23 protein-coding genes and 1 pseudogene are annotated in these 18,501 nt (G+C 65.4%); 12 read left to right on the top strand and 12 right to left on the bottom strand.

Annotation, left to right across the window (positions count from 1 at the left end; translation table 11 throughout):
* Positions 1–11: 11 nt before the first annotated feature.
* The 5 genes from GNX96_RS29650 to GNX96_RS29630 all read right to left on the bottom strand — a co-directional run bounded on the left by GNX96_RS29650 (position 12) and on the right by GNX96_RS29630 (position 3,170).
* Complete coding sequence (locus tag GNX96_RS29650) at positions 12–461, bottom strand: DUF5709 domain-containing protein (RefSeq protein WP_279581814.1); 450 nt, start codon at positions 459–461, stop codon at positions 12–14.
* A gap of 67 nt (positions 462–528) precedes the next feature.
* Positions 529–885: an MmcQ/YjbR family DNA-binding protein gene (locus GNX96_RS29645; protein ID WP_279581813.1), complete on the bottom strand. Its 357-nt coding sequence runs from the start codon at positions 883–885 to the stop codon at positions 529–531.
* 8 nt (positions 886–893) lie between these two features.
* Positions 894–2,411 (bottom strand): MFS transporter, encoded by a 1,518-nt coding sequence (locus GNX96_RS29640; RefSeq protein WP_163571244.1) that lies wholly within the window; start codon positions 2,409–2,411, stop codon positions 894–896.
* A gap of 44 nt (positions 2,412–2,455) precedes the next feature.
* On the bottom strand, positions 2,456–2,989 hold the full coding sequence (locus tag GNX96_RS29635) for a GntR family transcriptional regulator (RefSeq protein WP_279581812.1): 534 nt from the start codon (positions 2,987–2,989) through the stop codon (positions 2,456–2,458).
* Position 2,990: 1 nt separating this feature from the next.
* Positions 2,991–3,170 (bottom strand): GntR family transcriptional regulator, encoded by a 180-nt coding sequence (locus tag GNX96_RS29630; protein ID WP_163571242.1) that lies wholly within the window; start codon positions 3,168–3,170, stop codon positions 2,991–2,993.
* A gap of 85 nt (positions 3,171–3,255) precedes the next feature.
* Here GNX96_RS29630 and GNX96_RS29625 point away from each other — a divergent pair, with 85 nt between their 5' ends.
* The 3 genes from GNX96_RS29625 to manD are packed head-to-tail and all read left to right on the top strand — an operon-like array spanning position 3,256 to position 6,841.
* A complete protein-coding gene (locus tag GNX96_RS29625) occupies positions 3,256–4,167 on the top strand; it encodes an alcohol dehydrogenase catalytic domain-containing protein (RefSeq protein WP_279581811.1) in 912 nt (303 codons plus the stop codon).
* Positions 4,164–4,292, top strand: coding sequence for a hypothetical protein (locus GNX96_RS56145; protein WP_279581810.1), 129 nt, complete (start codon positions 4,164–4,166; stop codon positions 4,290–4,292). The genes GNX96_RS29625 and GNX96_RS56145 overlap by 4 nt, the downstream gene beginning before the upstream one ends.
* Positions 4,289–6,841, top strand: a complete 2,553-nt coding sequence (gene manD, locus GNX96_RS29620) for a D-mannonate dehydratase ManD (protein WP_163571241.1) — start codon at positions 4,289–4,291, stop codon at positions 6,839–6,841. The genes GNX96_RS56145 and manD overlap by 4 nt, the downstream gene beginning before the upstream one ends.
* 120 nt (positions 6,842–6,961) lie before the next feature.
* On the opposite strand, the gene GNX96_RS29615 is transcribed toward manD, so the two are convergent.
* From GNX96_RS29615 to GNX96_RS29605, 3 genes are all read right to left on the bottom strand, one after another.
* A complete protein-coding gene (locus GNX96_RS29615) occupies positions 6,962–7,939 on the bottom strand; it encodes a winged helix DNA-binding domain-containing protein (protein ID WP_279581809.1) in 978 nt (325 codons plus the stop codon).
* Positions 7,939–8,496 carry a DinB family protein gene (locus tag GNX96_RS29610; RefSeq protein WP_163571240.1) on the bottom strand — a complete coding sequence of 186 codons (558 nt, stop codon included), beginning with the start codon at positions 8,494–8,496 and terminating at the stop codon, positions 7,939–7,941. The genes GNX96_RS29615 and GNX96_RS29610 overlap by 1 nt, the downstream gene beginning before the upstream one ends.
* 105 nt (positions 8,497–8,601) lie before the next feature.
* The gene (locus GNX96_RS29605) at positions 8,602–9,036 is read right to left on the bottom strand and encodes a nuclear transport factor 2 family protein (protein ID WP_163571239.1); all 435 of its coding nucleotides are present in this window, start codon (positions 9,034–9,036) and stop codon (positions 8,602–8,604) included.
* A 57-nt stretch (positions 9,037–9,093) separates the two neighbouring features.
* Between GNX96_RS29605 and GNX96_RS29600 the strand changes: the two genes are divergently transcribed.
* Entirely contained in the window at positions 9,094–9,558 is a 465-nt protein-coding gene (locus GNX96_RS29600) for a TetR/AcrR family transcriptional regulator (RefSeq protein WP_279581808.1), read from the top strand.
* A 146-nt stretch (positions 9,559–9,704) separates the two neighbouring features.
* On the opposite strand, the gene GNX96_RS29595 is transcribed toward GNX96_RS29600, so the two are convergent.
* Positions 9,705–10,694, bottom strand: coding sequence for a hypothetical protein (locus GNX96_RS29595; RefSeq protein ID WP_279581807.1), 990 nt, complete (start codon positions 10,692–10,694; stop codon positions 9,705–9,707).
* Positions 10,695–11,123: 429 nt separating this feature from the next.
* A complete protein-coding gene (locus GNX96_RS29590; protein WP_163571237.1) occupies positions 11,124–11,999 on the bottom strand; it encodes a hypothetical protein in 876 nt (291 codons plus the stop codon).
* A gap of 583 nt (positions 12,000–12,582) precedes the next feature.
* On the opposite strand from GNX96_RS29590, the gene GNX96_RS29585 reads away from it, so the two are divergent.
* The 8 genes and pseudogenes from GNX96_RS29585 to GNX96_RS29555 all read left to right on the top strand — a co-directional run bounded on the left by GNX96_RS29585 (position 12,583) and on the right by GNX96_RS29555 (position 17,925).
* Positions 12,583–13,509, top strand: coding sequence for a ParA family protein (locus tag GNX96_RS29585; RefSeq protein ID WP_452124493.1), 927 nt, complete (start codon positions 12,583–12,585; stop codon positions 13,507–13,509).
* Positions 13,506–14,123: a hypothetical protein gene (locus GNX96_RS29580; protein ID WP_279581806.1), complete on the top strand. Its 618-nt coding sequence runs from the start codon at positions 13,506–13,508 to the stop codon at positions 14,121–14,123. Before GNX96_RS29585 ends, GNX96_RS29580 begins: the two co-directional genes overlap by 4 nt.
* A gap of 95 nt (positions 14,124–14,218) precedes the next feature.
* Positions 14,219–14,503 (top strand): annotated as a pseudogene (locus GNX96_RS65115) (restriction system modified-DNA reader domain-containing protein); the annotation flags it as partial.
* A 17-nt stretch (positions 14,504–14,520) separates the two neighbouring features.
* On the top strand, positions 14,521–15,657 hold the full coding sequence (locus tag GNX96_RS29575) for a CBS domain-containing protein (protein ID WP_279581805.1): 1,137 nt from the start codon (positions 14,521–14,523) through the stop codon (positions 15,655–15,657).
* Positions 15,658–15,705: 48 nt separating this feature from the next.
* On the top strand, positions 15,706–16,266 hold the full coding sequence (locus tag GNX96_RS29570; RefSeq protein WP_163571233.1) for a hypothetical protein: 561 nt from the start codon (positions 15,706–15,708) through the stop codon (positions 16,264–16,266).
* Entirely contained in the window at positions 16,227–16,571 is a 345-nt protein-coding gene (locus tag GNX96_RS29565; RefSeq protein WP_163571231.1) for a helix-turn-helix domain-containing protein, read from the top strand. The genes GNX96_RS29570 and GNX96_RS29565 overlap by 40 nt, the downstream gene beginning before the upstream one ends.
* Positions 16,568–17,461 carry an alpha/beta hydrolase gene (locus GNX96_RS29560; RefSeq protein ID WP_163571230.1) on the top strand — a complete coding sequence of 298 codons (894 nt, stop codon included), beginning with the start codon at positions 16,568–16,570 and terminating at the stop codon, positions 17,459–17,461. Before GNX96_RS29565 ends, GNX96_RS29560 begins: the two co-directional genes overlap by 4 nt.
* Positions 17,458–17,925: a nuclear transport factor 2 family protein gene (locus GNX96_RS29555; protein ID WP_163571228.1), complete on the top strand. Its 468-nt coding sequence runs from the start codon at positions 17,458–17,460 to the stop codon at positions 17,923–17,925. The genes GNX96_RS29560 and GNX96_RS29555 overlap by 4 nt, the downstream gene beginning before the upstream one ends.
* On the opposite strand, the gene GNX96_RS65110 is transcribed toward GNX96_RS29555, so the two are convergent.
* A complete protein-coding gene (locus GNX96_RS65110) occupies positions 17,830–18,108 on the bottom strand; it encodes a hypothetical protein (protein ID WP_390624171.1) in 279 nt (92 codons plus the stop codon). The two genes, GNX96_RS29555 and GNX96_RS65110, sit on opposite strands and share 96 nt — an antisense overlap.
* Positions 18,032–18,427 carry a hypothetical protein gene (locus tag GNX96_RS56140; protein WP_279581804.1) on the bottom strand — a complete coding sequence of 132 codons (396 nt, stop codon included), beginning with the start codon at positions 18,425–18,427 and terminating at the stop codon, positions 18,032–18,034. Before GNX96_RS56140 ends, GNX96_RS65110 begins: the two co-directional genes overlap by 77 nt.
* Positions 18,428–18,501 lie beyond the last annotated feature (74 nt).

The following is an 18,501-nucleotide window of genomic DNA, read 5'->3' as shown; positions in this document are numbered from 1 at the left end:
AATGCTTCCCATCAGCGGCGGTCTTCGTAGCTTTCCGGGATGACGTGCATGGCGGCTTCCTCCGCCGAGGCGCCGCCGCCGTCGATGCCAACATCGCGGGCCCAGTAGTCCGGCTCGTCGTCGCTGACGTCATCGGGCGAGGCCAGCCGGCCGGCGCGTACGTCCCCGACCTGGTCGTCGATGAGCTCACCGTCGGTGTCGGCGCTGTCACCCAGTCCGTCACTGTCATCTGTGTCGCTCACGTCCGGCACCTCGCGGGCCAGCCGGCGTCCAACGTCCTCGTGCCCGCGGGCCTCCCTCGCGGTGGTCCCCCAGGCAGTCAGCTCAGAAGGGCGCTCCGGTGGCGAATAACCGTCGTCGACATCGCCGCCCAGCTCGTCGTCATCCAGGCTTTCCTGCGGCGACAGCAGACCCGAGTCCGGGTCCTCGTCCGGCGGCAGCGCGTTCTGCTCGGATGCCACTTGGTCACATCCCTTCGATCAAGCGGTTACCGCGGATGTTAGGGCTTGTTCCGGCATCCCGCAGAGACTAGACCTCTTCCCCCGAGGGCGCCGGGTCCGGCACCGTGGCGAGCAGCTCCGCTGGCGCGGTGAGCCGCCAGGCCTCGAAGACCAGCTCGGACAGCTCGTCCAGCTCGACGCCGGCCAAACAGACCACCACCCAACCGAACCCGCCGGAGCTGAACTGCTCTTCGAAAACCGCCGGCCGCTCGGCCACCAGCGCCCGCTGCTCGGACAGCGTCTGCTTCAGGCCGACCGTCTGCGTACGTGGCCAGAAATAGCCGAACTTCTTCCCTCTCACGCTGAAAGAGCTGTACCGGCTGCCTTCGGCGCGCTGGACGTCGACGAGCGCACCCAACACTCGGAAGAACTCGTCACTGCTCACCGCCACACTCACAGTATAAGTCCGCAACGCCCCGCTGCTTGCGGCTGGCGCAAGTAACGGGGCGTTGCGGCGAACGCCGAATCAGGCAGCGGCGGTGGCCGCCGCCGGGCCTTCGGTCTCCACGTACCCGTAGACCTCGGCAGGATGAAGCGGGCCGCGAGGAAACCGACCAGCGAGATGACCGAAACGATCGCGGTCGCGAGAGCCGTGCCGGCCGCGGCCAACAGCACCGGGAAGAGTACGAGCGTGACGAACGCGGCGAGTTTCACGAACATGTAACCGAAACCGGACGCGGTCCCCTTGTACCGGCTCGGCGCGACCATCGACGTAATGGTCATGCCGTTAGACGCATCCCAGTAGTGGCCCCACATCAGCGCGGCGGCCGCGACCAGCAACAAAATGCCCTGGTCCAGCCAGATCGCCACCGCGGCCAGCAGCAGCGAGAGGAACGCGATGCCATATCCCCCCACTGGGAGATCCCGCGATGGCCGATTTTCGGGGTAATCAGCGGCCCGACGAAACCGGCGACCGCGGCGATGCAGTAGATCCCGAGCGTCAGCAGGTTGGTGCCGACCACGTTGTTCTTGGAAATGCCGACGACCACCAGAATGGTCGGCAGGTAGAACCCGAAAGCACCGAATTCCGCGCCTTGGCAGGCATTGGAGATCCAGGCGAAGATGCTGGCCCGCGCGGCGGGTCTCGTCGGCCCAGATGCTTTTCAGGAAGTCGCGAGTGGACGGCCGATCGATCTGGAAGTCCTCGTCCGGCAACATGTCCAGCGAATCGCCGAACATCTGCTGCGACACCTGCTTGGCCTTGGTGAATTTTCCGCGCTGGATGAGCGAGAGCGCGGTGTCCGAGATCTTCAGCCGGCCCAGCAGCAGGGCCAGCGCCGGCACCGCGCCGAGCGCGAGGCCGATGCGCCACAGCGTCTCGTGGTCGATGCCAAGGAAGAACATCACCGTGATGACAGCGATCGCGACGATCTCGCCAATGGCGAACATTCCCTGCCAGCGGTTTCCCATCACCTCCCGCTTGCCGCGGGGCATCGCCTCCATGATGTACGCGTACCCAGAGGAAATGTCGCTGCCCAACGGGAATCCGAGCAGGAAGCGGATGAAAATCAGCTCCCACATGCTGGTGACGAACCCTTGCGCGAGCGCCAGCACCACAAACAGGATCATCGTGGTGATGAAGACCTTCTTGCGGCCAAACTTGTCGGCGATCCAGCCGCCGGCGAAGCAGCCAATCAACGCGCCCAACTGAACCGCACCGGAGGCGAGGCCGACCAGCAGCGGATCGCTGCCGAAATCCTTCTTGATGAAGATCAGCAGGAAGGAGATGGAATAGAGATCCCATGCCTCAATGAGAATCGTGGAAATCATCAGCCAGCCAGCGCGACTGCCGCTGGCCGTACCAGGCTGGTTCATCACTCGCTGCGCGGCCTCGTCGGAGAGCGCGCGCAGCTCCCCTTGGGACATGGCCATCGGTGCCTCCCGCAACTGCTGGACAAAGACTTCGGGCATCCAAGCACTGCCATGGCAGTGATGTCAACCACGTCCGGGTAGCACTAGTTTGCCTTGTTTTGTCGGGGAGGGCGCGCGATCCGCCGAGCAGTGGTCTGGTCGCCGGTGAAGAAATGCTCCGGCAGAGCGCGTTGGATGCGCTGGAAATCGGTCAGTACGAAACGTAAATGCTCGCGCAACCGTTGCTGGGCCATGGCCAGATCGCCGGCCACCAACATGTCCACCACCCGCCGGTGATCGGCCGCATACTCGCGAATGGGCCGGTAGCCCTTCAGTCCGATATAACGCACCCGGTCCAGGTGCGCCTTCGCACCGGACACGGCGGCCCAGGCGGTTTGGTGGCCGGCGATATCCAGCAGCGTACGGTGAAACTCCTCATCCAACGGATAGAATTCGTCCCGGGTCCGACAACGATCCTGCGCGGCAAGAATTCTGCGCAGTTCCTTTTCATGCTTCGCGGTGAAATTCGCCGCGCATTGTGCCAATGAAGCGATTTCGATGGACTCTCGTACGAACTGCGCCTGCCGGACCAGCGACGGGTCGATGGCGCTCACATACGTCCCACTCTGCGGCCGCACCTCAACCAGCCCTTCGTGCGCGAGCAGCATCATCAGCCCCGCGGACGGGCGTACGGCTGAGGCCCAGCGCCACCGCGCGCTCGTTCTCGGACAGCAGCGCACCGGGCGCGTCCGCGCCGGTGATGATCGCGTGCCGGATCGCCTGATAGGCGCTTTCCCGGGCGGACGCGGCTCTGGTCACCCGGGCATTATCGGCCGAGAGCCGCCGTTGACACAACTGCCATGGCAGTGTTCGATGACGGCGTACGGATGGAGAAGGGGAGCCGGTGAAAGCGGTCGTCGTACACGGCGTGGCGGACCTGCGGATCGACGAGGTCCCCGAGCCCGCCCACTGCCCGCCGGGATCGGTGATCGTCGAGGTCGACTACGGCGGGATCTGCGGCTCTGACCTGCATTACGTCTCGCACGGCAGCGCCGGCACCAGCGTGCTGCGCCATCCGCTGGTGCTGGGTCACGAACTTTCCGGCCGAATAGCGCGAATCGCCGACGATGTCCTCGATTTACGTGTTGGCCAGCCAGTCACCATCCATCCCGGCACCGGCTGCGGAGAATGCCGCTATTGCCAGGGGCAACTCGCCCATCTGTGCGTACGGATGCGCTATTTCGGGAGTGCCGCTCACGATCCGCACACCGACGGCGGTTTCGTACGACGCAAAGTCGTGCCGGCCAGCCAGATTCGGCCGTTGCCACCCTGGGTCGATCTGCGGTCGGCCGCGGTGGTCGAACCGTTGAGCGTCGCGCTGCATGCCGTCCGGCGGGCTGGCGAGCTGGCCGGCAAAACCGTACTCGTCAACGGGACCGGGCCGATCGGGGCACTGGTGGTGGCTATCGCTCGGCGGCTGGGCGCGGCCCAGGTTTACGCGGTGGACATAGCATCGGCGCCGCTGGCGATCGCGAAAGCCTTGGGAGCACACGAAACCATCGACGCGTCGACTGTTTCGGAGTTGCCGGAGGCCGAAATCGCTTTCGAGGCGTCCGGTTCACCGGCCGGGCTCAGCAACGTCGTCCGCTGGCTGCCGCGGCGGGCGACCCTCGGCAGGTGGGAAATCTTCCGGTTGGCGCGGTCTCCGTCGACCTTTCCGCGCTGGTCAGTAAGGAAATCAGCTATCTCGGCTCATTCCGGTTCGACCGGGAGATCACCGATGCGATTGACTTTCTGGCTACCGGCCTGGACGTGACGCCCCTGATCACTCACGTTTTCGAAGTGGCCAAGGCAGAAGAGGCCTTCGCTGTTGCTCGCGACCGGGCCGGCGGAGCCGGCAAGGTGCTCCTGGACTTCACCAGCGAACCAGGTCACCTATGACCGCGCCACGGCTGGTGCATCTGGGTTTGGGAGTTTTCCACCGATCCCACCAGGCCTGGTACACCGAGCAGGTGAACAGGGCCGGCGGCGATCCTTGGCATTACGCGAGTTTCACCGGTCGCCGGCCCGATGCCGCCATCGAACTCGCCCGGCAGGACTGCGCGTACACCTTGCTGATCCGGGCCGCCGACGAAGACCGGGCCGAGCCGGTGTCGAGCATCGCGGTCGCAGCCGATGGCGCGAATCACCAGCTGTGGAACCACTATCTCGCGGATGCGCGGACGGCCCTGGTCACGTTGACCGTCACCGAGGCGGGCTATCGGTTGCGCTCGGACGGCGGTCTGGACACCGCGGCGGCCGACATTCGTGCGGACGTACGAGCGACCCTTGCCGGCGAACAGCCGCGTACGGCGGTCGCCCGACTGGCCGCCGGCCTACGCGCCAGGATGCGCGCCGGCTGCGGTCCCCTTGCGATCGTGAGCTGCGACAACCTCGCTGGCAACGGAGAAACGACCCGGCGCGCGGTGCTGGAATTCGCCGATCTCGTCGATCCGACCCTGGCCAGCTGGATCGCCGCCGAGATTTCCTTTGTTTGCACCATGGTCGACCGGATCACGCCCGGAGTCGAGCCGGCGGACCTGGCCACCGCCGAGCGGCTGACCGGCCGGCCAGACCGGGTGCCAGTGGTCGCCGAGCCGTTCACCGACTGGGTGCTGGCCGGCGACTTTCCGGCCGGCCGACCGGTTTGGGAGCTCGCCGGCGCGCGTTTCGTGGACGATGTGCGACCGTACGAGATGCGCAAACTTTTCCTTCTCAATGGCGCCCACTCGATGCTGGCCTACCTGGGCCTGGCTCGCGGGCACGCGACGGTTTTCGATGCCATCGGCGATCCGGTGTGCCGACAGGCGGTCGAGCAGGTCTGGACCGAGGCCGGCCCGCTTTTGCCGTTTACCAGCGATGAAATCGGCCGAGCAAAGGCCGATCTGCTGGAACGTTGGGGAAATCCGCGCATCGACCACCAGCTGGCCAAGATCGCCCTGGATGGCTCAGAGAAACTGCGCGTACGGATGGCTCCTGTCTTACGGTCGTACGCCGGTCAACAACCGCTCGGGCAGGCAACGCTGCTCGCTGCCTGGCTGGTCCATTTGCGGGCCGGCGGGCAAGATCCGGGCGCGGCCGGGCTCGCCGACGGCAGCTTGCCGGCTGGGGCGGCCGCGGTGCTGCTGCGCCAGGTGGTGCCGGAGTGGGACGACCAGGGTGCGCTCGCCGCGGTTATCGCACACACCGCCGCCGAAAATCGAGGAAAGGCGTCATCACCGATGAGAATCCGCGCCGCGGACGTGATTGTCACCAGCCCGGACCGCAATTTCGTCACGCTCAAGCTGACCACCGAGGACGGCGTGACCGGCCTCGGCGACGCCACCCTCAACGGCCGCGAACTGTCGGTCGCGTCTTACTTGTCCGATCATGTGGCACCGCTGCTGATCGACCGGGACGCCGGCCGGATCGAGGACACCTGGCAGTTCCTCTACCGCTCGGCATATTGGCGGCGCGGCCCGGTCACGATGGCCGCCATCGCCGCTGTGGACGTCGCTTTGTGGGACATCAAAGCGAAAATGGCCGGGATGCCGCTCTATCAACTGTTTGGCGGCGCATCCCGCAACGGCATTCAGGCGTACGGACATGCCAGCGGCCGTACGACAGAGGAGCTTTTCGACTCGATCCGGGCTCATCGCGAGCAGGGATACACCGCGATGCGGATCCAGACCGCTGTCCCAGGTCTGAAAGCCGTATATGGCGTGGCCTCGCAGCCTTCCGTCGACGGCAAACGATATGACTATGAGCCGGCTCAGCGGCAGGCATTCCCGCCGGAGGAAGACTGGGACACCCGCGCATATCTGCGCCACCTGCCGACGGTTTTCGAGTCCGTACGCAACGAATTCGGTCCCGAGCTGCCGTTGCTGCACGACGGCCACCACCGCATGACGCCTATTCAGGCGGCCAAACTGGGCAAGGCACTGGAGCCGTACGACCTGTTCTGGCTGGAAGACTGCACCCCGGCGGAAAACCAGGCGGCGCTGCGGCTGGTCCGCCAGCACACCACCACTCCGCTCGCGATCGGTGAAATTTTCAACACCGTCTGGGATTACCAGACGCTGATCCAGGAACAGCTGATTGACTACGTACGCTCGGCGGTCACCCACACCGGCGGCATCACCGCCATGCGCAAGATCCTGGATTTCGCGGCCCAATACCAGATCAAGTCAGGAATCCACGGGCCCACGGACATTTCTCCGGTCGGCATGGCCGCCGCACTACACCTGGATCTCGCGATCCACAACTTCGGCATCCAGGAATACATGCGGCACGGCACCGCGACCAACGAGGTTTTCCAGCAGACGTTCACTTTCCAGAACGGCTACCTTCATCCCGGCGAACAACCCGGCATCGGGGTCACCCTCGACGAGGAAGCTGCCGCCCGCCACCCGTACGCGCCGGCCTATCTGCCCTTCAACCGCCTCGCCGACGGCACGATCCACGACTGGTAGTGCTCACTCGAGACATACGCGGTCGCTTTCCTGCCCGGAGAGAAAAGAGCGCGATTTCACCGCCCTCTTCGACAACATGCGTGCGGTCAGCGGGAGAAAGTCGGCGCAGCGCGGTAACTGTCACGGTGTCCGCCTCGACTGTCCAAGTGGCGGCGACTCGGCCGTCGACCAGCACCACGCGCGCGCGCCGGCGATCGACAGGCCGCGGTGCGCGTCGTCGACGATCCGGCCACGATCCTGATAGCCCAGGAGCGCGTTGTCGAACGCCGGCAGGAACCGCACCGGAGCGGGAGTGTCGGGGTCCGGGCGCGGCGCGTCGGGCAAGTCGAGCAACTCGCGGCCGCGCTCGTCCCGGAAGGTGACCAGCTCGGCACGTACGGCGGCCACCGCGGCGGGCAACCCGGCGAGGCCGCACCAGGCCCGCAGGTCGGTGGTCGTGGCTGGACCAAACGCGGCCAAATAACGTCGTACGAGCGCTTCCCCCACCGGATCCGAGCCATCCGCGGCCAGCGGGTCGATCTCGCGCCCCAACCAGCGGGAAAGCGGCACATTTCGCACTCCGGCCTGCTGCCGCCACAACCCGCGTGGGGGCAGTTGCGCCATCGGGACGAGCGCGGCGGCCACCACCTCGCCCAGCGCCCGCCGCCCCGGCGCCGGCCAGCGCTGCTCGAGCAGCAGCGCTGCCACCTCGGCCATCGAACGGGGCTCGCCGTCGGCCACCGCCGCCCGGGCGGCTGCCGCGAGCTCGTCGAGATCGATCCCGGCGAACTCGCGACGGTACGCACCGAGTGCTCGCTGGCGCAGCATGGCGTCGTGTCGGGCTCGCCAGGCCAGCACGTCGGCGGCGGTCATGAGGTGGACAGTGCGCCGCATCAGGTGCGTACGCACCAGCCGCCGCTGGACCACCAGGTCCGATAGCAGCACCGGGTCGAAGGCGCTCAACCGTGACCACAACCCGACGAAAGGCTCCTGCGGCTGCTGGGCCTGCAGCCCGCACAGGTGCCCGACGGCATCGAGAACCGGCAGGTCAGCGCGGTCGAGGAGCAACTGTCGGGCGAGCGTGGCACGGTTGAGCGCCCGAGTGTCGAGGGTGGTCATTACGCCTTGGGGGTGTCGAGTGTCTCGCGCAGAATGTCCGCATGGCCGGCGTGCTGCGCGGTCTCAGCGATGACGTGCATCAGGACCGTACGCACGCTCCAGGTCGCGCCCGGCTGGTGCCACGGCGCCGCCGGCAACGGCTGGCCCGCCGACAGATCCGGAACACCCGCGATGATCTTTTCGGTAGTCGCGGCCACTTGTTCGTACCGCTGCACAATCCCGCCCACCGTCTCACCGGGCAGCATCTGGAAGTCCTGCTCGCGGTCGATGGCCCACTGCGGGAACTCGCTTGCCGTACCAGCCGCGAAGTCCGCCCAGGTGACGCCGTCGGGCAGGTCATAGCTCATCGCCGACGGCCCTTCGACCACGAAGCGAAGCCACTGCGCCTCGGTGGACGTCACATGTTTGACCAGGCCGCCCAGACACAAAGCGCTGACCGTCGGGCGCTCGCCGGCCTGCTCGTCGCTGATCCCTTCGATGGTCCTGGTCAGGGCGGCGCGGGCGGTCGCGAGCGCGGCGAGCAGGTCGACCCGCTCGGCATCGGTAGTGGTGGTCACGGTGTTCGGGCCCCTTTGGTCGCGGGCATTTCCTGGTACGAGGCAACCATCCCAGCAGTAGCGGTCAGCATGCGTCCTCTTCTCGTACGAATGGAAACCGCGGGATTAGTTCACTGCCAGGCCGGCGGCCAAATCGGGTAGCGCACCGCGGGCGCGCGCACCGCGGATCGGGTCGAAGTAGTCGTGCGACTCGACGATCTTTCCGTCTCGTACGCGCATCACCATGACCGCGGGCATCAGGAAGACTTTCCCGTCCGGATAGGTGAACTCGTAGCTGAACTCGGCCACCACCACCTCCGGGTCGGCGCCGTCGTGCAGGACCAGGTCGACCACCCGGCGGGTGAACTCCGGCCGGAGTCCGTCGGCGAAGGTGAAATGTTCCCGCACATCCGCGCGGCTGAGCAGCGGCGGCCGGTCTGGCGTCGCGAACGGATGACGTACGTCAGTCTCCTCCGCGTAGAGGTCGGCCAATCCGTCCAGCCGGTCGTCCACGACGCCGTTGATCAACTGCAGAAAAACGTCCCGAGGTTTGGCGCTCATCAGCGTGCTCCTATGATCCGAAGTGACGACTCCGATTATACGGAGTGACGACTTCGGATGGCAAACGACATGATGCGTGCGGACGCACAGGACAACCGGCGGCGGATTCTGGCGGCGGCCGAAAAGGTGTACGGCTCCGGCGAGGACGCCTCGACCGAACGGGTCGCCGAACTGGCCCACGTCGGGATCGCGACTGTTTTCCGGCACTTCCCCACCAAGGCGGCGTTACTGGAGGCTGTCCTGGTCACCCGGCTGGAGCGCCTACGCGAGCAGGCGCAGGCGCTGTTGGGGGCGGCCGACCCCGGCGCGGCGCTGACGGGGTTCTTCGCTCACCTGGTCGCCGACGCCGCCGGCAAGCTCGCGATCGCCGGGGCGTTGCAGGCCAGTGGCGGCGACGGGACGGACGCCGAACGCGCGTCGTACGCACTGCATGCGGCAGTTGGCGAGCTGCTTACCCGAGCTCAGGAAGCCGGTGCCGTACGCGCGCCGACCTGGGGCTGGACGAGTTCTACGCGCTGCTGATCGGCGCGTCCCGCGGAGTCGCCGCGATGGATCTCGACGAGACGGCCCGCGACCGGATGCTGGACGTGGTGTTCGCCGGGCTACGGCCAGTGGACGGCGAGCCGCGTACGTCATAGCGTACGAACGCGGCTGCCGGCCACCTTGTGTTAGTCGCTGTCGTCGTCTGATTCTTCGGCTTTGTCTTTGGCGGCCTTCACGTCGTCGTAGAAGCTGATGCCGCCCTGGATCCAGGCGGTCAATGCCTGCTGGATCGCCTGGTCAGTCTTCATTTGGCAGGCCACCCAGCGAAACGGCGCGAGCGTCAGGCCCTCGTCGGCGCGCCCGCCGAAAAGGATCGACTGGGCACGCAAGGCGCCAGGATCGGCGTCCTCATCGCCTTCCTCGATCATCTCGTAGAACAGCCCGATCAGCTGGCCCACGGTGTAAACCCGGCCGTGGGTGAGGGTTTTCTCCAGGAAACTCATCAACATCTCGCCGTTGTCGCCGGCGAAGCTCTGCAGAATCTCGGCCGTCGCCCCCGACACCGCGATGACAAACCCGTGAATGCCGAAGTTGATGCCGAAAACCCAGCGATTGCCGGTGCCGGCGGCGGTCGTCAGGGCCGCGGCCAAACCGTCGCATGCCGTGGTCAGCTGGATGGTGCTTTGGCCGTCGTCCGCGGCCGGCTTTTCGCGTCCCTGGAAGCCAGCCGCGGTTTTCGCGCCGCTGATCGAGGCTGGTCCGAGTGCGCCCCTGTCCCCCGGTATGGACGGCAGCGGCGCGGCCGCGAGCAGGTTGTAGATGACCGTCGCCGCGTTGTAGCAGGAAGGCTCGTGACTGCCCGCCGCCAGCGATGGGACCGACCCCTGCACTATCTCCTGATAAACATCATCATCGTCGTCCGAGTTTTGGGTGAGATCCACCTCGATCACCATGGAGAGCAGTTGGTTGAAGCCGATCCCGTACGCCGTCGCCTTCGCCGCCAGCAGCAACCGCTGACCACATCCGATGACCATGCAGGTGACCGGGGCGAGCTGGACTTGAAGCGTCGGCCAGAGCAACGGTGGGACCAGCGAAACAACATCCGCGGTCGGCACCGTGACCACACCATCAGTTGGGTCCTGCAACGTACATAAGTCATCTTGGACTTGCGTCAACGGCCCTGTGTGGTCAGTGAACTCGACGGTGTCTTCCTGCTCATCGTGAACAAACCTGACGAACCGGTACGTCTGACCAACGACCAACTGCAGCCCTCCAGGACCGGGAGCAGGCCCCGGGCCAGGCCCCGGCACGGGATCGGGCGGCGGCGGATCGGTGCCCCGACGCTGCTTCTTCGAGGCTGGCTCGCCGGGTGTTTTTGCGCTGGCTGATTGCCTTGAGACTCGTCGAGCTTACGTTTCTCGCCATGCTGGTTTTGGCCTGGCTGCACGTTTCCTCCCCGCCTGGTCCGGTGTGCGGCCCCGGTCTGGCCGACGCCGACACCGGGGACGGTACGCGCACTGTCGCCCTTCAGACCAAAAATTCTTGCAACCGTTGGAAACCTGCCGTATCAGCCGGATTCTTCGGTCTGTTAAGGCGATTTCCAGCTAAACCTGCACGGTCGTAAATGCGTCCACATCCGAGGCCCAGAGATAATGTGCCTGGAACAGTTCGTACTGTTCCTCGATGCTCTGAGTCCAGGCCGTCACGTCAGCGTCCTTCGGGTGGTCGAGCAAATGCTTGACCACCTCGGCCACGGTGCCTCTGGGGAACTTCTTCGCGGCGAGGTTGTCCAGGGTGTCCTGGATCTTTTTCGCAGTGGCCGTGAAACTCGTGATGATATTCAGGGCCGCGTCCTGCGGAGTCTGGCCGCCGGGGAGCCGCTGCGTGAGGTTCTCCTTGATGGTCTTGTTCACCTCGGCAGCGCGGACGAATTTGGTCTTCAGTACGCCATCAGCGTGGGTGGGTTTGAGCGCCAGCCAGGTGGCCGACAAAGTCGCGTTCTTGGGACTGTCCAGGAAGTAGAAGTCTCTGATGCCTGTCGCGTTGAGCAGCACACTGCTGCGGCGCGCACCATCCCGCAGTTTCCTCGTACCGAAGGAAAACCCGTTCGCGCCAACGACCTTCGCGCCGGCGGTGACCTTTCCCCGCAGGCCCGCGGCGACTCTTTCGGCCAATGAAGTCCCGCTGTATTGCTGGCCGCTGTAGCAGGACAGCAGCACGATGGTGCCTTTGTACGTGGCTGGGATGCCCAGTCCCGGAGCGGTCAGCAGCTCGAGCAGTTTCTTCGTGTCGATGCTGCCCAAGTCGCCGGTGGACGGATTGCCGTGGCTCGCCACGTAGAGCGCCTCCAGCTCGCGGAGCTCGGAGAAGTCGACGCCGGTTTTGAGCTCGTTGACCTCCTGGTCGAGCCGGCCGAGCTTGATCTGGTGGACCTGCTTCAGGATCGCGTAGTCACTGCTGGAGCCGTTGACCGAGATCACCGCGCACCCTCCGATGAATGAATTGCTCTGTTAAGCCGTAAATGAGTGTCGCCAGGCTAGCCGCGGCAACGCCGGAGCAGCATCGGCCGGACATCCGCCGGATACGGACTGTCAGGCTGTCATCACGGACCGAACGAGGGTGGCGGTCGATCTTGCCTCCACGTAGGTCTCGCCGACGCGATCGAGTCCCCAGCGAACGATTGCTCGTTCGACCATTGGCTGACCACTTTCGTCGCCGGACAGCCAAATCGTCAGGGACGTTCTCCATCCGCGCGACGTTCCGACATTCTTCAGATGAGTAAGAGTGCCGTAGCGGCAGGCGTCTACCACGAATTCGGTCGTGTGGTCACCAGTGACCTTGGACCCGCGGTGCCCACCGGATCAGCCCGGTGGCTAGCGCAAACGGCCCATCGCGGGTGCACATTCGTATTGACACACATTGATACACCTTGTAGCCGTTGCTTTTCGCCTGCGGTGTCTGCGAAAGTCAACACGCCAGATCAGCGCAGCGGGCTGATCGATTTACGCCAGCACCGTCGGGCACCGGACCATCGGGGAGAAGCGTATGCGAATCGTGGCGGTCATGAATTACAAGGGTGGAGTGGGAAAGACGACGCTTACGGCGAATCTCGGTGCAGTCGCCGCCAGTCGTGGCCTGCGGGTGCTGCTTGTCGACCTCGATCCACAGACCAATCTGACCTTCTCGTTTTTCACCATCGACGACTGGCACGATCAGTTGAAGGACCACCGGACGATCAGACAGTGGTACGGCGCCGAAATACCCGGGCGAGACATTTCGCTGGCAGACCTCGTCGTCACACCGAAGCGGGTCAACGAGGCACTCAAGAACACCACTGGACAGCTTGACCTGATCGCCTCTCACCTCGGTCTCATCGACATCGATCTTGAGCTCGCCGCCCGACTTGGCGGAACCACCACTCTCGACGGATCCAAACGCAGGTTCCTGGACCTGCACGGCTGTCTGCGCCATGCGTTCGAAGACGAGAATTTCAGCGAGTACGACCTGGTGCTCATCGACTGCGCACCGAATTTCGGGCTCGTCACCAAGACGGCGATCGCGGCCAGTGAGCACATTCTGGTGCCAGCCAAGGCGGACTACCTGTCCACCCTCGGGCTGGACTACCTGGTGGGGAATTGCGCCGCGCTCGTGCAGCAGTTCAACGACTATGTCAACCACAAGCCCGAAACCAGTGGTCACCGTCCCATCGATCCGGCTTTTCTGGGGGTCGTCTTCACGATGGTGCAGATCTACTCACAGCAGGTGACCCTTGCCCAGCACACCTACATCGAGGAAGTGCGCCAGAACTCCCGAGTCCCGGTGTTGGAAAGCAGAATCCGCAACAGCCCTCGACATTTCGGCGATGCCGGCGAGAGTGGCATACCGGCGATGCTGAGCGCCAGCGGCAAAGACGAGGTCGTCCGGGAGTTCGACCAGTTGGCCGACGAGGTGCTCGGCGCGCTCACGTTGTCGGCGGGTGGTCATCGGTGAACGAGCTGGGAAAATTCGCGAGCCTGCAGGCCCGGGTGTACGAGTTTCTCGCACGGCAGGACGAAAGCACGCTGCAGGCGATCGTCAGCGGAACCGTACAGTTGGCCGTTGCTCCCGCTGACGAGGCGCCCGTCGGCTCCCGCGAAAACACCGGCGAACCGGCACCGGTCCACCATCGCATCGAGCCATCCGACGATCCGGCCCAGGCCGCGCGGGACCTCGCCCGACTGACGTCGGAGAACGATCGACGGGCCTACGTGACCGCGTCCAAACTGCCCATGGGCGACCTGCGGTTGATCGCCAGGCTACGCGGCTTGAGCGGCTACAGCCGTCTCAACAAAACCGCGCTCGTGGAATTACTGGCTGGCAACGGCGCGGCCCCTGCTCGTACGCCCGCCGCCGAACCAAAAACCCCGGCACCGTCGTCCGCCGGTCCGGTCAAAAGCTCAGCGCCACCGCCGCTCCCCACGAAGCCGGACGCCGCAGCGGCGGCTATTGCCGTCCGCCTGCGCGAGCCGAAACCGAGGAAGCGGGTGCCGCGTACCTTCGTGCGCAGGCCCTCGACCGAGATCACCTGCTCGCGGTCGCCGCTGAGTTGGGGCTCAGCCGAGTGAACCGGCTGAGCCAGCCAGAACTGGAGAAAAGAGTGCTCAAACAGGCGATCGGCGCTCGGCGCAAATTCGATGGCCTGCGAAAGTGGTGAGCAGAGATGGCTGACGAAAGGCTGGACGAGCGCGACGAACCGGCCGGCCGCTCGATGTATTTGATCGACGGTCGCCGCGTCACGGTTTCCGACCTCCTGGGGGCCGGACTGTTGAAGGCCGGTACGAATCTCAGGTTTACGCGCAATCGGATTGGCAAGACGTACCACGCGACGGTGACCGACAAAGGCCGGATCCGGCTTGACCCGGACGGCGAGGAATTCCGCTCGCCGTCCCGCGCCGCCATGGTCGCGGCGGGCATGCGGGCAGTCGACGGTTGGCTGGCGTGGCTGGTAGTCGACCAGGGCCGATGCTGGACGCCGTACGTCAGGAGTTGCTGGACCAGGCGATTGCGGCCGACGCGGCCCATCCGCAGAATGCCGACACCGAACTCCAACGCCTGCATGAGCGCCTGCGGGTGGCCCGCAGGCGGGCCGACGACCAGCAGCCGGAACGTATTTCGGTCCGCGACCTCCTTTCTTTGTGGGGCGCCAAAGACCGTGGCGATCAGGTCAGCCAGATCGAGGCCGACCTCGCCAACCATGGACTCGTGACGTCTCCCAGCTTCCGCGCGGTGACTCTGGACACGATGGTTTCGCTGACCACACCGCCCGACGAGCCCGAGGTGACCGCGATCGCTGAGGTCGCTGGCATCGACGACGCGGCGGTTGCCGAGGACGATGAGGGCGGCGGCGACCTGAATGTCCGCCTGACAGTGGGAAACCTGTCGCCGCTGGACGGTGTCATGTCCGTCGAGCCGAACAGTACGTTCGACGAAGCGATCACGAAAATGCTTCTCAACGACTTCTCGCAGCTCGCCGTGCTCAGCGGATCTCGCAATCTGCGTGGCGCCGTGACCTGGCGCTCCATCGCGCACGCGAGACACCAGAAGCCCGATGCGAGCTTCGCTGACGCGATCGACCATCGAGTCGACGTCGTCGACTACGACCGCGACCTGTTCGAGGTTCTTCCCACCTTGCAGCAGCGAGAGTTCGTGTTCGTCCGCAACGAAACCAAGGAAATCGCCGGCATCGTCACCACTGCGGACGTGGCGGATCGCTACGGCGAGATGGCCACTCCGTTCTTCCAACTGGGCGAACTGGACCAGACGTTGCGATGGGTTCTGAGCCGCGCCTTCGACATCCAGACCATCCGGCGGCACTGCAACAGGTCCGTCGCGACCTTCGACCAGCTGTCGATCGGCGACTACCAACGCGTACTGGAGAACCAGCAGGTGTGGGTCGAACTCGGCTGGCCGCTGGATCGCCGCACCTTCATCAACCGCCTGGAGGAAATCCGGCTGATCCGCAACAAGGTCATGCATTTCCACCCTGACCCGTCCCCGCGCGGACGCGGTCAACAAGCTACGGCGGTTCAACAGCCTCATCCACCGCTATCGCGATCTCGCCTAACCTCCGCCGGTCGACTCCCCTTATCGGGTTCTTGATCGGTCAACAGCGGTTATAGTGGCCAAATACAGATCAACGAGGAGTGTGTGCCACCAGCCAGCGGCACCGTACAGATGGGTGTACGACACTGGCCCGGGATGCGGTCGGAGTACGCCTGGCTGCCACCCACCGTCACGGCCACCCAGACCAAGCCGTACCAGATCGGGGTTTCGTTCACCGCGCACCGGACCGCCATCTACGGGCTGGACGGGCGGCTGGGCTACTCCGACATCCGGGCCGGCGCGGTGTTCGTGACCGGTGCCGAGGAGATCACCTGGGCGAGTGTTCGCGAACCCAGTGAGTCGTTGGAAATCTATCCGTCCCAGGACCTGCTCCGGTCGCTGGGCGGAAGCCTCGACGCGATCGAGCCGGCGATGGCGGTCGCAGACGCGACCGTACTGGCGGTCGCGTCGATGCTGCGACGCGCGCACCTGACCGGCACCGCAATCAGCGACGTCGCCGCCAGTACGGTGGCGCACCGGCTGGGCAGCCACCTTTTTTGGAACGCTACGGCGGGTTGCGGCTCCGTCGGCGGGTGGGCCGGCTGCCCCTCGCGACCGTTGACCGGGTGGCGGAGTTCGTCGACGCCGGGCTGGCTGGCCCGTTGACCCTGGACGCGCTCGCCACGGTGGCGACGCTCAGCCCCTATCACTTCGCCCGTGGTTTCAAGGCCACCACCGGGATGGCGCCGCATCAGTTCGTCACCTCCCGGCGGATCGACCGGGCCAGGGCGTTGCTGCTGGACACGCCTTCGAGTGTCGCTGACATCGCCCGCGCGGTGGGGCTGTCCAACGTGCGGCATTTCCGGCAATTGTTCCGCGCGCAGCTGGGCGTACTTCCCGGCCAGCTACGCCGAAACCGCAAGATCCGACCCTGTAAACCCCAGTCCCGGCGTGCGATCCTCTCCGGGTGAATGTTGATCCTTACCTCATCGTCAACGGCGACGTGTCGTTGTCCGCTCGCATCTATCGTGAGCCCGAAAACCTTCTCGTCCGTCAACCGGCGGTGATTGTCACCGGTTCGTGGCTGACCGTGAAAGAACAAATGGCAGACCGCTACGCGAGAGCACTCGCGGCCCGCGGTTTCACGGTTTTCACATTCGACTTCGCCGGATTCGGGGAGAGCGGCGGCGGCCCACGACAGGCCGAGCTACCGGCGCGCAAAATCGCTGACATCAAGGCCGCGGCCGAACACGTGTCGACGCTTTCCTTCGTCCATCCGCGGCAGGTCGGCTACCTGGCCATCTGCGCCAGCGCTCAGTACGCGCTAGCCGCGATCGCCGCCGGCGCCCCGATTTCCGCATTCGCCAGCGTCGCCGGCTGGTTCCACGACATGGAGTCGGTGGCGCCGTTTTACGGCGGAGCCGCTGGCGTCGACCTGCGCGTAGGCCGCGGGCGGGAAGCCCTGCAGGATTACCTGAGCACTGGCTCAGTCCGCACGGTGCCCGCGTACGAAGATGGCAACGACCGCGCTGGGATGTCGTTGCCGCTGGATTACTACGCCGACGCCGACCGCGGCGCCGTGCCGGCGTGGACCAATCAGATGGCCGAACTGAGTTGGCACTATTGGCTCACCTTCGACGGCCTGAGTGCCGCGTCCGCCGTGTCGACGCCGAGTCTTTTCGTGCACGGCGACGACTGCGTGCTGCCAGACAACGTCCGGCGGATCGGCAAGACGCTCAGCGGACCGACCGAGATGGTCTGGTCCGACGGCGGACAGACCGACTTCTATGACCAACCAGCCCAGGTCGACCTGGCCGTGGACGCCGCCACCACCCATTTCAAGAGGACCCTCAGCGCATGACCGACACCACTGTCATCACCCGGATGCTGTTTGCGATCGACGCCCTGGACTGGGCCACCGTACGAAAATGCCTCGCAGACCAGGTCGAACTGGACTACACGTCACTGTTCGGTGGCGAGCCGCAAACCATCGCCGCGGACACGCTGCTCGAACAGTGGAGCGGCCTGCTTCCCGGGTTCGATGCCACCCAGCACCTGACCGGTCCGGTGGTGGAAACCGCGGACGATCGGATCGAAACCCACGTCCGGGCCGTCCACGTACTGGGCGACGAGGTATGGGGCGTACACGGCCACTACGTCGCCGACCTCCGGGACGACCGCATCTGCGCGCTGACCCTGCGGCTCTTCTATCAGGACGGAAATCGCGACCTACCGGCCGCCGCCCTCGAGCGCGCGAAAAACCTCGCCACGACACTGAACCAGCCCAAAAGACGTAGGGCGTGTCTCCTCATCCCAGGCGGATGAGGAGACACGCCCTACTGGTCTGTTCGCCGAGTCGTTTGTCGTTAATAGTCGGCCGCCCCTCCATCTCGTCGTACGAGCGGCAGAAAAGACGGTGTCGATGATTTCGTCAAGCCCCTCTTGCGGCATTGGTCGCAGATTCATGAAAACGTGGTGACGGAGCAGATCCGCGGGCAGTGACCGAATGAGCGGCGTCAGGCGATCGGGGTTCGCCTCGCCGCGTTCGACCGCGCGCGCGAGAGCTGCTGGCCATCACCGGATCCTGGCCGTTGAGGATAACGTCGCGAAGGTCCGCAAGGGTTTCGCCGGTCTCCTGGTAGTAGCCGCCGAGCTGCACTCCGAGCACGGCCGCGAGGTCGGTACGCGTGTTCAGTTGTCGCAACAGCGCGATCATGTCCTCGCGCAGGCTGCCGGTGTTCGGTGTGCGGATCGGTGACTCCGTGCCCGCGTACGCGATCGTCGCGTGCAGCAGGTCATGCCGGGTCGCCCACCGGCGGGCGAGCACTGGGCGCGGCTGGTGTCGGCCCGGTTGGCCACGGCCTCCAGGGTGAACCCGGCGTACCCGTTCTCACGCAGCAC

The sequence above is a fragment of the Fodinicola feengrottensis genome, assembly GCF_010993775.1.
GTDB classification, from domain to species: Bacteria; Actinomycetota; Actinomycetes; order Mycobacteriales; family HKI-0501; genus Fodinicola; species Fodinicola feengrottensis.
The sequence above is the reverse complement of the archived record's forward strand: the minus strand, read 5'-3'. Positions and strand labels throughout refer to the sequence as shown.